The 13,716-nt window shown below is 68.5% G+C and carries 10 protein-coding genes; 7 read left to right on the forward strand and 3 right to left on the reverse strand.

The genetic code is table 11. The annotated features are described in order from the left end of the window. Positions 1-56: 56 nt before the first annotated feature. On the reverse strand, positions 57-1,493 hold the full coding sequence (locus AP234_RS11145) for an aldehyde dehydrogenase (protein WP_055479516.1): 1,437 nt from the start codon (positions 1,491-1,493) through the stop codon (positions 57-59). A 369-nt stretch (positions 1,494-1,862) separates the two neighbouring features. Here AP234_RS11145 and AP234_RS11150 point away from each other — a divergent pair, with 369 nt between their 5' ends. Continuing rightward, positions 1,863-2,720 (forward strand): coiled-coil domain-containing protein, encoded by an 858-nt coding sequence (locus AP234_RS11150; RefSeq protein ID WP_055479711.1) that lies wholly within the window; start codon positions 1,863-1,865, stop codon positions 2,718-2,720. Here AP234_RS11150 and AP234_RS11155 read toward each other — a convergent pair. After that, a complete protein-coding gene (locus AP234_RS11155) occupies positions 2,702-4,054 on the reverse strand; it encodes a GH1 family beta-glucosidase (RefSeq protein ID WP_055479517.1) in 1,353 nt (450 codons plus the stop codon). The two genes, AP234_RS11150 and AP234_RS11155, sit on opposite strands and share 19 nt — an antisense overlap. A 90-nt stretch (positions 4,055-4,144) precedes the next feature. Here AP234_RS11155 and AP234_RS11160 point away from each other — a divergent pair, with 90 nt between their 5' ends. The 6 genes from AP234_RS11160 to AP234_RS11190 all read left to right on the forward strand — a co-directional run bounded on the left by AP234_RS11160 (position 4,145) and on the right by AP234_RS11190 (position 11,380). After that, a complete protein-coding gene (locus tag AP234_RS11160; protein ID WP_083501996.1) occupies positions 4,145-4,831 on the forward strand; it encodes a TetR family transcriptional regulator in 687 nt (228 codons plus the stop codon). Between the two features lie 122 nt (positions 4,832-4,953). After that, the gene (locus AP234_RS11165) at positions 4,954-5,757 is read left to right on the forward strand and encodes an alpha/beta fold hydrolase (RefSeq protein WP_055479518.1); all 804 of its coding nucleotides are present in this window, start codon (positions 4,954-4,956) and stop codon (positions 5,755-5,757) included. Positions 5,758-5,813: 56 nt separating this feature from the next. Beyond that, the gene (cutA, locus tag AP234_RS11170) at positions 5,814-6,140 is read left to right on the forward strand and encodes a divalent-cation tolerance protein CutA (protein ID WP_055479519.1); all 327 of its coding nucleotides are present in this window, start codon (positions 5,814-5,816) and stop codon (positions 6,138-6,140) included. A gap of 282 nt (positions 6,141-6,422) precedes the next feature. Further along, a complete protein-coding gene (locus tag AP234_RS11175) occupies positions 6,423-7,064 on the forward strand; it encodes a DUF6461 domain-containing protein (RefSeq protein ID WP_055479520.1) in 642 nt (213 codons plus the stop codon). A 1,249-nt stretch (positions 7,065-8,313) separates the two neighbouring features. Continuing rightward, positions 8,314-10,794, forward strand: coding sequence for a DUF222 domain-containing protein (locus tag AP234_RS11185; protein WP_235558130.1), 2,481 nt, complete (start codon positions 8,314-8,316; stop codon positions 10,792-10,794). A 157-nt stretch (positions 10,795-10,951) separates the two neighbouring features. After that, complete coding sequence (locus AP234_RS11190; protein ID WP_083501998.1) at positions 10,952-11,380, forward strand: MerR family transcriptional regulator; 429 nt, start codon at positions 10,952-10,954, stop codon at positions 11,378-11,380. A 93-nt stretch (positions 11,381-11,473) separates the two neighbouring features. Here the strand turns inward: AP234_RS11190 and AP234_RS11195 are convergent, their stop codons facing one another. Then, a complete protein-coding gene (locus AP234_RS11195; protein ID WP_083502026.1) occupies positions 11,474-13,276 on the reverse strand; it encodes an ABC transporter ATP-binding protein in 1,803 nt (600 codons plus the stop codon). Positions 13,277-13,716: the final 440 nt, after the last annotated feature.

The following is a 13,716-nucleotide window of genomic DNA, read 5'->3' on the forward strand; positions in this document are numbered from 1 at the left end:
GTACGGCTCGCCGCCTCGCCGTACGGGACCGGGAGGTTCACGACCTGAGCGATGCCTCAGCCGAGGCGGGCGATGGACTTGTGCTCCAGGTAGGCGGACAGGCCCTCGGGGCCGAGCTCGCGGCCGATCCCGCTGGCCTTGAATCCCCCGAAGGGCGCGTTCGGGTCCATGGTGTTCATCATGTTGACTCCGTACGTCCCGGTGCGGACCTGGCGGGCGACCGCCACGCCGTGATCGGGGTCGGCCGTCCACACCGAGCCGGACAGGCCGTAGTCGCTGTCGTTGGCGATCCGGATCGCGTCGGCCTCGTCCTGGTAGGGGATCACGGTCAGGACCGGGCCGAAGATCTCCTCTCTGGCGATGCGCATGTCGTTGGTGGCGTCGGCGAACACGGTCGGCGCGACGTACCAGCCCCGGTCGAACGGCCGGTCGAGGCCACCGACGACCGGCTTGGCGCCCTCCTCGATCCCGGCCCTGATGTAGCCTTCGACGCGCTCCCGCTGCCGCTCGGCCACCAGCGGGCCGATGCCGGTGGCGGGGTCGCCGGGGTCGCCGACCTGCTGGCCCGCCACCATGTCGGCGATCGCCTGGACCACCTCGTCGTACCGCTGCCGTGAGGCGAGGATCCGGGTCTGGGCGACGCACGCCTGTCCGTTGTTGAGCAGCGAGGCCATGGACAGGAAGCCCATGGCGGACGGCAGATCGCAGTCGTCCAGGATGATGGCGGCCGACTTGCCGCCCAGTTCGAGCGTGCACCGCTTGAGCCGCTCTCCGCAGATCCCCGCGATGCGGCGGCCCGCCGCCGTGGAGCCGGTGAACGCGACCTTGTCGACGCCCGGGTGGGCGACCAGGTGCTCGCCGGTCTCGCGGCCGGCCGCGACGATGTTGACGACGCCGGCCGGGATCCCCGCTTCCCGGATCATCTCGGCGAGCAGATAGGAGTCGAGCGGCGTCTCGGGAGCCGGCTTGATCACGACGGTGCAGCCCGCGACGAGCGCCGGAGCGAGCTTGGCCATGATGACGAACTGCGGGACGTTCCACGGCACGATCGCCGCGACCACGCCGACCGGCTCGCGCCGTACGATCACCGGCCCGAACAGGCCGGGACGTTCCTCCTCGACCGGGAAGGTCCGGCCGAGCTCCGCGAAGTAGCGCAGCATGCCGAGCGGCTGCGGGGCCTGCGCGAGCTGGGAGAACGTGATCGGACAGCCCATCTCCAGGGTGATGGTCTCGGCCATCTCGCCCTGGCGGGACTCGTAGATGTCGGCCAGCCTGCCGACCACGGCGGCGCGCTCGGCCATGGTCATCCGGGGCCACGGCCCGTTGTCGAACGCGTCCCTGGCCGCGGCGACCGCCCGGTCCATGTCCGCCGGCGTGCCGTCGGGCACGCGGGCAACCACCTCTTCCGTATGCGGGGAGACGACCTCGATCGTTCCGGTGCCCGCCGGGGCCACCCAATCGCCCCCGATGAAAAGTGTGTCGTGCTGCAGCATGTCCTGTGCCTCCTGATCGGGGCCTCCTGATGGGCGCGCCTGCCCGCGCACACGCATCGACCGAATCACGTTCCACGCGACCGTCGCAAGGGCGTCCGGATGAGCGGGACCACGAGGACGGGAGCCACTCACGTCTCCCCGGTCGCGATCGCTCCGACGGGAGTGGTCAGGACACGAGAAGGCATCCTGTCGTTTTCGAGTCGGCTGATGAGGTGCGCGTCAAGCCCGGGAAAAGTGTGAGATAAGTTGCCATTGATGGATGGGTTTCTCCTGTTCCGGTCGCATAGGTGAAGATCGTCTCCTATAGTTTCGGTCCGGATCTGAGTGGAGGGTCGCGTGCGGTCGAGACGCCGGGTCGGGTTGGCGGTGATGGCAATCGCGAGCCTGGGCGTGCTCATCGGGTTTCCGGAGGCGGGAGCCGAGCCGGACCAGCAGACCAAGATCCGCAACCTGACCAGGGAGGCCGCGGCCGTCGCCAAGGCGTACCGGGGAGAGATCATCAGCCTGGACGACGCGAAGATCGCCGTTCAGAAGGCGTCCAGGAAGGTCAAGACCCTCAAGGCGCGGCTGCGCGCCGCCCAGCGGGAGGTGGCCGCGATGGCCCAGACCAGTTATATGGGCGGCGGCTATGACGGGACGTCGATTTTCAGCGGCGCGGGTGATCTGACCTCCATTTCGACGATGACCTACCTGTCCCGGGCGAAGACCGAGCGGCTGAACAGTGTCAAGACGCTGCTCAGCCAGCAGAAGAAGGCGGCGCGCGAGGCCGACGCCGAGATCGACAAGCTGCAGAAGCACATCAGGGAGCTCAAGTCGAGGCAGCGCGAGATCGAGCGGATGCTGGCCAGGTACGGCTTTCAGCAGCCGGGGCCCACGACCGGCCTCACCCAGCGAATGATCACCGTACGAGACGCGATCCTGCGGGAGTTCCCGATGCCGTCCGGCTACGGCTGCCTGCGCGGCGGCGACGCGGGCGACCACGGCAAGGGGCGGGCCTGCGACTTCATGATGAGCGGCGGCGGCCGCATGCCGGACGCGGTCGGCAAGGCGCGCGGCGACGCCCTGGCGCAGTGGTGCATCGACAATGCCCGGAAGTACGGGATCATGTACATCATCTGGCAGCAGAAGTTCTACGACATGCGCACCGGCGCCGGCTGGCGGATGATGTCAGACCGCGGCGGGATCACCGCCAATCACTACGACCACGTTCACGTCTCGGTGCTCTGAGCCTTTTCCGCACTCTGAGCCTCGGTGCTCCGGGCCTCCGGGCTCTGGCTCGAGATCAGGTCTTTCAGCCAGTAATAGGACGCCTTGGGCGTGCGCTTCTGGGTTTCGAAGTCGACATGCACCAGGCCGAAACGCTGGTGATAGCCCTCCGCCCATTCGAAGTTGTCCAGCAGTGACCAGACGAAGTAGCCCCGGACGTCCACGCCCTCGGCCGCGCGTACGGCCGCGATGTGGCCGTCCAGGTAGGCGATCCGCTCCTGGTCGTCGATTCCGTCGTAAGAGCAGCCGTTCTCGGTGATGTAGATCGGCGGAAGCGCCGGGCCGTACGTCGCCTTGAGCGACTCCAGCAGCTCGCGCAGCCCGTCCGGGACGACCGGCCAGCCGAACGCGGTCGTCGGATAATCGGTGATGGCGGCGAACTCGAACGGCAGGCCGCCGGATCCCGGTGCCGGCTCACCGGGCCGGGTGATCCGGGTCGGGTTGTAGTAGTTGATCCCCAGACCGTCGAGCGGCTGGGCGATGATCTCCAGGTCGCCCGTACGGACGAAGTCGAGCTCGGGCTGGCCGTACACCGAGAGGTCGGGATAGGCGCCGGTGAGGATCGGGTCGTTGAACAGCCGATTGTGCAGTGTGTCGTAGGCGTCTGCGGCGGCGAGGTCCTCGGGCGAGTCCGAGGCCGGCCACACGGGGGTGCAGTTGTTGCTGATCATCACGCGTTCCGCGCCGCCCGCCCGAAGGGCCTGTACGGCCAGGCCGTGCCCGAGCAACTGGTGGTGGGCCACCGGCAGCGCGTCGAGGAAGAGCATCCTGCCGGGCGCGTGCATGCCGAGGCCGTAGCCGTACACCATGTGCACGAACGGCTCGTTGAGCGTGATCCACGTTCTGACCCGGTCGGAGAGACGCTCGGCCACGACGGCTACGTAGTCGGCGAAATAACCGGAAATATCGCGATTGAGCCAGCCGCCCTCGTCCTCCAGCGCCTGGGGGAGATCCCAGTGGAAGAGCGTCGGCACCGGGGTGATGCCCTTCTCACAGAGGGCGTCGACGAGACGGTCGTAGAAATCGAGTCCCGCCGGATTGGCCGTACCCCGCCCGGATGGCAGGATTCGCGGCCAGGCGATGGAGAACCGATAGGCGCTCAGCCCCGCCTCGGCCATGAGCGCCACGTCCTCCGGCCAGCGATGGTAGTGATCGCAGGCGACGTCGCCGGTGTGGCCGTCCCGGGTCCGGCCGGGTTCGTGGGAGAAGGTGTCCCAGATGGACGGCCCGCGGCCGTCCTCGTCGACGGCTCCCTCTATCTGGTAGGAAGCGGTGGCCGTACCCCAGAGGAACATGTCCGAGCCCTCCTATGGACGACGTGGGCCGTTAACATGAGCACACGTCATGTTAACCGTTGTGCCGGGAAGTAGGGAGACAATGTCCCAATGACGAAGGTCTCGGGCGAAGTCTCCATCGGAGCGGGGGGAACGATCTCCGGAGGAACCTTTCGGCGTCGCCCCGCCCAGCGCCGCAGCCAGGAACGCGTCGAGCGGATGCTGGACGAGTGCGCGCGGCTGCTCGACGAACTCGGCTACGACGGCCTGACGACCAAGGAGGTCGCCCGCCGGGCCGAGGTGCCGATCGGTACGTTCTACCAGTTCTTCAGCGACAAGCAGGCGCTGGTACGCGCGCTCGCGCTGCGCAACCTCGACGCGTTCCTCGACCGCCTGGCTGACCGGCTCGCCGTCGAGCGGATCTCCGACTGGACCGACGTCGTGGATCTCGCGATCGACGAGTTCGTCCAGATGAAGCGGACCACCCCCGGATTCGGCGTCGTGGACTTCGGCGAGGTGCTGGCCGCACCCGGAGGTCCCGCGCTGCCGGGCACCAAACGGATGCTCGACGCCGCGCTGGAGAACAACGCGGTGGTGGCGGATCGGATACGCACGCTCACGGTCGAGCTGCTCGGCCTGCCGAGGGGCGAAGCGCTGGGCCGGGCGTTCCTGGTCGCCGTCGAGGCCGCCGACGCCGTGCTCAAGCTCGCCTTCCGCGTCGATCCGGAGGGCGACCCCGAGCTGATCGCCGAGTGCAAGCGACTGGTCCGTCGCTACCTGTCCCTTCATCTCGCGTAACGCTCATCTCGCGTAACGGCTCATCTCGCGTGGCGGCGGTGCGGAAGGCCTGCCGGCGGAGGTGGCGCCGGATGTCGGTGGCGGTGGGTAGCGTCGGAGGCGGCCGAACAGAGGAGAGCACGATGGCCACTGTGACGTCGGGCGACGGCACCCGGATCGCTTTCGAACAGCTGGGAAGCGGGCCCGCGCTCGTACTGGTCGACGGAGCGAGCGGCTTTCGCCGGCTCGGACCGATGCGATCCCTCGCCGGTCACCTGGCCGACAGATTCACCGTCACGATCTACGACAGGCGTGGGCGGGGGGAGAGCGGCGATACCGCGCCGTACGCCGTGGAACGGGAACTGGAGGACCTCGCGGCCGTCATAGCGGCGGGCGGTGGATCGGCGTTCGTCCACGGGTTCTCCTCCGGTGCGGCGCTGGCCCTGCTCGGAGCGGCGGCCGGCCTGCCGATCTCGATGCTCTCACTCCTCGAACCGCCGATCGACCTCCATCGGCAGCGAGGAGAAAGCGGCTTTGGAGCCGAGCACGACCTCGCCGCCGAGATCGAAGAGCTCGTAGCCGCCGATCGCCGCGACGACGCGGTCGAGCATTTCCATGCGAGCATCGGCGTCCCACCCGAGATGGTCGCCGGCATGCGGCAGGACCCCTTCTTTCCGATGCTGACGGACATCGCGCACACCCTCGCCTACGACCTTCGGATGACCTCGGCCGTCTCTCACACCACTCTCCGGTCCGTGACCGTGCCGGCCCTGGTCGCCGGCAGCGCGTCCAGCGACGACAGGATGAACGGGTGGGCCGAGGACGTGGCGGCGGCACTTCCCCGGGGCCGCCATGTGATCCTCGAGGGGGAGTGGCATGGTGTGCCCGACGCCGTACTGGCCCCCGCGCTGGCCGATTTCTTCGCCGGCGGAGCCACCAACGCCTGACCGGGGAACCTTGGCGAGCCGACGTCGATACGCGTGCAAGAGTTGGAGAGGACCAGATGAGGGATTACGTGCAGGTTCAGGTCGCCATCGACGATCGGGACAGGGCCGCCTCGCTCGCCCGTTCCGTGGTCGAGGCCCGGCTCGCGGCATGCGCCCAGCTCGTCGGTCCCATCGTCAGTACGTACTGGTGGGAGGGCCGGGTCGAGACCGCCGAGGAGTTCCTGCTGCTGCTGAAGACGACAGGTGATTCGGTCGACCGGCTGACCGAGCACATCCGCGCCGAGCATCCGTACGAGACTCCCGAGATCGTCGCACTGCCGATCGAGGGCGGGCTCACCGCCTATCTCGACTGGATCGCCTCCGAGACCCGACAGTCGCTCTAGTCACTCACGCCGGTCGTTTTCCCGGCCATTTCTCTGGCGGTCCCCGCGGCAGCTTCTCGGGCGGGCTTCCGGGGGCAGCCGACGGTTCTCGATCGGTAGGGTGTCCGCCTCATCGGTGAAGGCCGCCCAAGTGTTGGAAGGCGCCGACCGGGCTGCGCCGTCGCCCGCATCGAGTGACCACAATCGTGCAGGCGGATCCTCGCGCTGCGCCTTGTGAAAGCAGGCCTTTGGCTCAGGATGAGCAGGGCTCATTATGTCGGTGGCTGCTGCAAGCATGACGGGATGAACGCTAATCCTTACGACTACTCCTGGCTCTCCCCCGAGCGCTTCCCCGATCTGGCGTATGCCTACTGCTTCACCTACATCCGCGGCCTGACGCCTGAGGAAGTGGTGACCCGGCTCGGCGTACGAGTCGAGGACTGCTCTCGCATGACGCTCGATGAGCTGATCCGATATTCCTACTCCGGCTCTTACGAGCTGCAGACATTCGGTGCCGTCGCCGTCGGAGACTGGGTACTCCTCGTCGAAGTCAACGGCGGGCTCGGCGTCACCGAAGAGGTCATCCTGTCGCTGTCGGCGGGCACCCGCCTGGTCTCGCACTTCTATCTCGAGGTCAAGGGCATGGATTACTTATATTGGATCGAGGACGGAAAGATCCGGTTCGAATTCGCGTACCAGGAGGGTTACTCCCACTGGATTGAGGACGGCAAGCTCCAGCGCCTTTTCCCGCATATGGAAGGCTACTCAGAGGAGATGCCGGACGAACTCGCAGAGACCATGGAGCGAATCGACTCCCCCATGTGTCCGCACTCCGAGCCCCACGAAGGGCCGTCGTTCCTCCTGGCCGAGCGTCTTACCGGGATCACAATGACGCCGCAGCTGCTGGAGGGGTCCACCTACCTGTGCGGAGGCGTTCCGAGGTGACCCGGACCACTGTCCACGGCCCCGCGGGTCGGTCGCAGACGGTGGATCATTTCGCCGTAATCTCCTGTGGGCTCCACGGAGGTACTGCTCTCCGCCGGCCTGCCATCCCAGGCCATCAGGATGAAGAAGCCCCCTGACGAGTGGTGCGCGAGCAGCGGCGGCTGCTGCCTTCGCGGCACATGTTTCGTAATCTTCGCGCTTCCCTCGTTTTCCTCGTTGAGCCGGATGAACGCCTGACCTCGTACTTTCGGCGACGTACTTCCGGCGACGTACTTCCGGCGACGCCGATTACTTTTCCGACATCTCGGGCCTTCACGATAAATGTCTCTATAGCTCGTATATAATTTCGTGTTGGTCGCTGAGACGCGTTGCTATTCGTGAGTTTCCATGAGATTATTGGTACAGATTTTCGATGCGGCAGTGACTCGCGAGAAGTCGGGAAGGGGGACGCGTGGAGTCGGCAGAGCTGACCCAGCCGCTCGGATTGTTCGATCCGGATCCGTCGCGTTCCGGGGGACGGTCGCTGCTGGGTCCTGAGTGGTGGGCTGCGGTGCGGGCCGAGGCGTCGGCGCGTGCGGCCGCCCGTTCCTCCGACGATCGGGGAGGTACCGCGTCGTGGTCCGGCTGGCCTGACTGGCTTTCCGTCGTTCCCGGCCCGCCGCCGGATGTCGCATTCTCAGACGGAGCGGCCGGGAGCAGCGTGCCTCGGAGCAGCGTGCGCTCAAGAGAACGTGAGGGCGGCGTGCGCAGCGGCGGCGTGAGCGCTCCTGCGTCCGCTGGTGCGGCTCGTACGGCCGGCGGTTCCCCGATGTACGCCGACGATGGCGATGCTGACACCCGTTGGCGACGTACCTCGGAGTCTGCGGGCACCTCTTCCGGTGGCTCCTCGAATGGCTCCTCGGGTGATGCTCCGGGCGCTTTTAGGGGTGGCGTCTCGGGTGGTGCTCCAGGCGGTGTCCTGGACGGCCCCGCAACTGGTGCTTCAAGCGGTCCCGTGGACGGTTCTCCGGGTGACTCCTCAGGTGATCCTTCCGGTGCTGCGACGGTCGGCCCTCCGGGTGATGCTCCCAGTGGTGTCCCGGGCGGTTCCCCGGGTGATGCTTCGGATGCTTTTGAGGGCGGCGCCTCGGGTGTCCCTGCAGAGGGGTCCCCGGGTGGTTTTCCGGGTGGTTCTTCGGGTGGTCTGAGCGGTGCGTGTGCGGCGGATTCCGCGGGCGTGGTCGGGGCTGAGGAGCTTTCGTGGCCGTTGGTGAGCCAGGTGCGGGAGGCCGCGCTGGCGTTGGCGGTGACGGCGGTCCCGGGCTCTGCGGAGGTGTGTCTGGCGCAGGTGGAGGAGTTGGCGTTCGCGCGGGATCGGCTGGAGGCGGCGATCGCCCTGCGGGCCGCGCGGGTGCACACGGCCGGAGCGGCCCGCCAGACCGGGCACGCCTCGACGCGGACGTGGTTGCGGTCGGTGTGCGGGATGAGCCGCCGGACGGCCTACCGCACCGTCGCCCTGGGCATCGAACTGGCCCGCCTGCCCAAAGTACGCGCACGGTACGCCGCCGGGAACCTGACCGAGGCGGTGGTGGCGGCGATCTGCGCGGCCACCACCGGGCTCAGCGATGAGGACGCGGCCAAGGCCGAGACGATCCTTGTGGAACTGGCCGATTGCGCCGGCCCGCAGGAGATCACCAAAGCGGGACGGTATCTGCGGGCGGTCCTGAACCCCGGCGGGGAGGTCAACGACGCCGCCGCCGACTACGACGCCCGCTTCCTGCTGCTACGGGAAACCGAGAGCGGCGGGGTGGAGGGGGAGTTCCGTCTGCCGCGGGAGGCCGCCGCCCGGCTACGGGCCCTGCTGGACGCCTACGCCAAACCCACGGCCCAAGGAGATGACCGGCCGCTTCGAGTCCGTAACGCCGACACGCTGATCGCACTTTTGGAGCAGCAGATCACCACCGAACTCCTGGTGTTGATCAACGCCGAATCCCTCCCCGACGACCCCACCCCCCACGATTCCGAACACGGCACCGCCCCCGGGCAATCCACCCACCACAGCACCACTCCCCGCGACGCCACGCCCGGCGACGCCGCACCTGACGATGTCGCGCCCGAAGACAGCGCATCCGAAGACGGCACCTCCGAGGGCACCACGTCCGGTGACACCGTTCCTGATGACGCCACGCCCGGCGGCACCGCGTCTGACGACGTCACTCCCGGCAAGACCGCGCCCGACGACACTGCGCCTGGTGATACCACGCCCGACGGCACCATGCCCGACGGCACCATGGCTGGTGACACCGTGCCTGAGGACACCGCGCCCGGTGACGCCGTCCGGAGCGACGGCCCGGTGCATGCGACCGGCAAAGGAACCGGCCCGGGAACCCGTGAGGATGCCGGTGACGACCTCGATCCTGATCACGCTCCCGGCATCGCTTCTGCGCCCGCGCCCGCCCCCGAATCCACTCCCGCTTCCGAGCCTGCTCCTGGATTCCTTCCCGGAGCCTTTCCCGGGGCCGGTCACAGAGACGACCGGGGGGACGCGGCTCCGGGCGGTGATCCCACCTGCGGCCAGCGTTCTGAGTTGCCCACCGAGAACTCACGCGAAGACCGCACCCTCGTCCGCCCGGCCACCACAGGTGACGACGAGCCCGGCCCCGCGGCCGAGGCCAGCCCAGCGGTCGAGCTCGGCGCTGCGGCCGGGACCGGAGGCACTGACGAGCCCGGAAGCGTTGACGAGCCGGAGACCGAGAGCGGCTCGGGGACCCGCACCGGCATCCACAACCGGGCCGGTGAAGACGAGCACACCGCGGACACCACTCCCACCGGTGCCGACATCGGCACGCACCGAGCCATCCCCGCCGGTGCCGACCTCGGCACGCACCCAGCAGACCCCGCCACCGGCGATCCCGGCAGGGACGACCCCGGCAGGAGCGACCCCGGCGACCCCAGCGGAGGCGATCCCGGCAGGAGCGATCCTGGCAGCGGCAACCCTGGAGACCCCGGCAGGGGCGATCCCCGTGGGGGCGTGGACCCCGGGGGTGCGACTTCCAGGAGCACAGGCTTCCGCTTCTGGAGCGTCGACGGCGGCTTCGGGGACAGCGGACCCGGGGCCGGGGACTGGCGGTGGCAGTCGGTGCTGCGCACCCTGCCCGGGCTGCTGCTGTCCACCGGACACCTGCTGCCCATCACCGACATCCACCGCCTGGCCCGCACCTCCACCCTCGTCCGCCTGGTCATGAACACCGAGGGGCAGGTCCTGGACATGGGCCGCAAGACCCGCCTGGCCACCCCCGCCCAACGCCGCGCCGTCGCCGCCCGCTACGACACCTGCTGGGTGAAAGGCTGCCCCCTCCCCGCGAGCATGTGCCAGATCGACCACATCGACAACTGGAGCGAAGGCGGCCGCACCGACCTGGCCAGACTCGGCCCCGCCTGCCAATTCCACAACCGCGACCGCTACCTGCACCCCGACCGCTACCAACGCCGCAAGACCGGCCCCGACCGCTGGGAGTTCATCTACATCGGCCCCTCACCCACCAGAAAACACCGCTCTGAGCCGACACCGCCTCCGATCGAACGGCGGCCCGACCGAGACGCCGTCCCTCATGCCCTTGATCAGCTTCCATCTGGATCGAGCTGGGGGATAGAGAGCGGGCTGATGAGGGGGCCGTCCCAGGGGCGGACAAGAGAGCAGGAACCGTCCCGAGGAGGAGACCGTCGTGGATGGGTGAGGAGGGGTGGCTGACAGACAGGAACCGTCCCGGCGAGAAGGACCTCCCCCGAGGAGCAGAAGCCATGCCGGGGAGGATGGCGATCATGGGGAGGAGGACCGTGTCGGTGCTCGTCGTGGCCGCCGAGTCGGCCGGACGCGTGGTGCCGTGTGCTGTGCCAGGATCGGTGGCGTGGTTGTCTACACACCAGGACAGGTAGTAGAGGAGACCGGGTTCAGCCTCGATACCCTTCGCTACTACGAGCGGATCGGGCTGCTCGAACCGATCAGCCGCAACGCGGCCGGCCAGCGACGGTTCACGGAGGACGACGTCAGCTGGCTGGGCATGGTCCGTTGTCTGCGTGACACCGGGATGCCGATCGCGGAGATGCTGCGCTTTGCCCAGCTGGTACGGCAGGGTGAGCACACGATCAGGGACCGCATCGCCCTGCTGGAGGCACACGACCGCAAGGTCGAGGCTCAGATCGAGGATCTGCGGCACAAGCACGGAGCGGTCCGTCAGAAGATCCAGTACTACAAGGACGTGCTCGGAGGGCCGGTGTTGACCGGGAGCTCGGCACAGGAAGACGCCCGCGGAAAGAGCGTGTCCGCCACGATGTGAGGCCGCGGCGGAATCCGCGAAGACCACGGATGCTCCCGGTGCGAGTCCCGTCCTCCGTCATGAGGACGTGAGGGAAGCGGGTTCGGGGGAAACTCAGGCTGTCCGGTATGCCTGGGCCTGCAGCCCGTACAGGTCGGCGTAGAGGCCACCGAGGGCCATCAGTTCCTGATGGGTGCCGTGTTCCGCGACCTCACCGTGATCGAGCACATAGATCCGGTCGGCGTAGCGGACACTGGCGAGCCGGTGTGTGATGAGCAGGACCGTGCGGCCGTCGGCGTGCTGTCTGATTCGCTCGAACAGTGCGTGCTCGGCCCGGGCGTCCAGCGCCGCCGTGGGTTCGTCGCAGATCAGCAACGGCGCATCCCGATAGAAGCCGCGGGCGATCGCGATGCGCTGCCACTGGCCGCCGGACAACTCGTGCCCGTCTTTGAAACGGCGGTCGAGCAGTGTGCGATAGCCGTACGGAAGCTCCGCGATGACCTGATCGGCTCCGGCGACCTCGGCGGCGCGGACCACCGTGTCCCCGCCTTTCTCCATGCCCATCGTGATGTTGTGCCTGGCCGTGAGCGGCCACCGGGTGTGATCCTGGGCGATCACCGCGATTCGGCCCCTGAGCCGATGCGGGTCCACCCCGCTCACGTCCGTTTCGTCCCACATGACGCGGCCGGCGTCCGGCTCGTACAGCCCGGCGAGGATCTTGGCGAGCGTGGTCTTGCCCGAGCCGTTCTCTCCGACGAGAGCCACGACCTCGCCCTGGTCGATCCGTACGGACACGCCTCGCAGCGCAGGTTTGTCGGAGCCGGGATAGGAGAAGACCACGTCTTCCACCGAGATGTGCCGGAAACCGGCGGGGGCCTCCCCGGACCGGTGCGTCGGGATCCGTGCCTGTGCCTGGGCCACGAAGTCGAGATAATCGGTGAAATAGAGCCCTTCCTCGTAGAGCCGGTTGGTCGCGAACATGAAGTTCGCCAGCGATGACTGGCCCGAGCGGATGGCGAGCACCGCGGTGCCGGCCACGGCGAGAGGCACGGCACCGACGGCGAGGAGCACGCCGAGCGCCACGTAGACGACCCCCTGACCGATGCCGCTGAGCGCCTCGCCCACGATCCTGGCGACCGTCTGCCGGCGGGCCAGGTCGAGCATCACCTTCTGCTCTCCCCGGGCGACCCGGTCGTGCATTCGCAGCAGGAAGCCGCGCATGGTGAACGTCCGGACCTCGGCGGCGGTGTCCTTGTCCGCGAGCAGGTCCGAGATGATCCACTTGCGACGGCGAGCCGGCACGAGCAGGAGATCGGTGGCGTATCTCATCCGGGCCGCGCGGATCGCCGCCCACGCGTCGGGGACGACGGCCAGCAGGAGGAGCGGCAGTAGCACGGGGTGGAGCACGCCGAGCACTCCGGCCGCCGCGGCGATCCCGACCACGCCGGTGACCGCGTCGATCGCGGTGTCCACGACGGTGTCGGCCATCGCCATCCCGCGCAGCCGGGCCCGCTGAAGGGAGTCGTGGAACTCCGGATCATCGAAGCAGACGAGGTCGACCTGGCTGGTCAGGCCGTAAAGGCGTGATTCGGTGATGCGGCTCACCTGGGGGCCCAACCGGGACTGGGCCCAGCCGGCACCCGACTGGAGCAGGGTACGCATGACGGCGGCCGCGCCCACCAGCAGCAGGCTGGGCAGCGCGGCGCGGACCCGGTCGGGCGTCGGGCCGGCCTCGAAGAGCGCGGTGAGCGCGCCGGTGGTGGCCAGCAGGCCGAAGGCGGTGAAGACGCCGCCGAGCATGCTCAACGTCACGGTGGCGATCGTGTCGCGTGGGCTCGCCTGCCACGCCATGCCGAGCGCCTGGCGGATGAGGCCGGGCAGCCTGCGCGCCACCGTGAGGAACCCGATGCCGGCCATCGTGGCCGCGTGGCGGAACCGCTGCGGCGAGTCGATCTCAGCCAGGGACGGCAGGTCGTCATCGCTGAGATCCTCGGCCGGGACCGCCCCCGTGGTGGTGGTCCCCGTCAGAGGCGTCCTGGTCAAAGGCGTCCCTGTCGGGGTCGTTCCCGTGGTGGTGGTCCCCGTCAAAGGTGTCCCTGTCAGAGGCGTCCCTGTCGGGGTCGTTCCCGTGGTGGTGGTCCCCGTCAGAGGCGTCCTGGTCAAAGGCGTCCCTGTCGGGGTCGTTCCCGTGGTGGTGGTCCCCGTCAAAGGTGTCCCTGTCAGAGGCGTCCCTGTCGGGGTCGTTCCCGTGGTGGCTCCCGTCGGAGGCGTCCCTGTCGGGGTCGTTCCCGTGGTGGCTCCCGTCGGAGGCGTCCCTGTCGGGGGCGTCTCGGCCGGGTCGTTTTCGTCTGGGTCGC

It is taken from the genome of Sphaerimonospora mesophila, from assembly GCF_001417795.1.
GTDB lineage: Bacteria > Actinomycetota > Actinomycetes > Streptosporangiales > Streptosporangiaceae > Sphaerimonospora > Sphaerimonospora mesophila.

What these genes read in the sequence shown, in the direction of transcription:
- AP234_RS11145 (WP_055479516.1), bottom strand. Translation starts at nt 1,493, where the DNA reads ATGCTGCAGCACGACACACTTTTCATCGGGGGCGATTGGGTGGCCCCG.
- AP234_RS11150 (WP_055479711.1), top strand. Translation starts at nt 1,863, where the DNA reads ATGGCAATCGCGAGCCTGGGCGTGCTCATCGGGTTTCCGGAGGCGGGA.
- AP234_RS11155 (WP_055479517.1), bottom strand. Translation starts at nt 4,054, where the DNA reads ATGTTCCTCTGGGGTACGGCCACCGCTTCCTACCAGATAGAGGGAGCC.
- AP234_RS11160 (WP_083501996.1), top strand. Translation starts at nt 4,145, where the DNA reads ATGACGAAGGTCTCGGGCGAAGTCTCCATCGGAGCGGGGGGAACGATC.
- AP234_RS11165 (WP_055479518.1), top strand. Translation starts at nt 4,954, where the DNA reads ATGGCCACTGTGACGTCGGGCGACGGCACCCGGATCGCTTTCGAACAG.
- cutA (WP_055479519.1), top strand. Translation starts at nt 5,814, where the DNA reads ATGAGGGATTACGTGCAGGTTCAGGTCGCCATCGACGATCGGGACAGG.
- AP234_RS11175 (WP_055479520.1), top strand. Translation starts at nt 6,423, where the DNA reads ATGAACGCTAATCCTTACGACTACTCCTGGCTCTCCCCCGAGCGCTTC.
- AP234_RS11195 (WP_083502026.1), bottom strand. Translation starts at nt 13,276, where the DNA reads ATGGCCGGCATCGGGTTCCTCACGGTGGCGCGCAGGCTGCCCGGCCTC.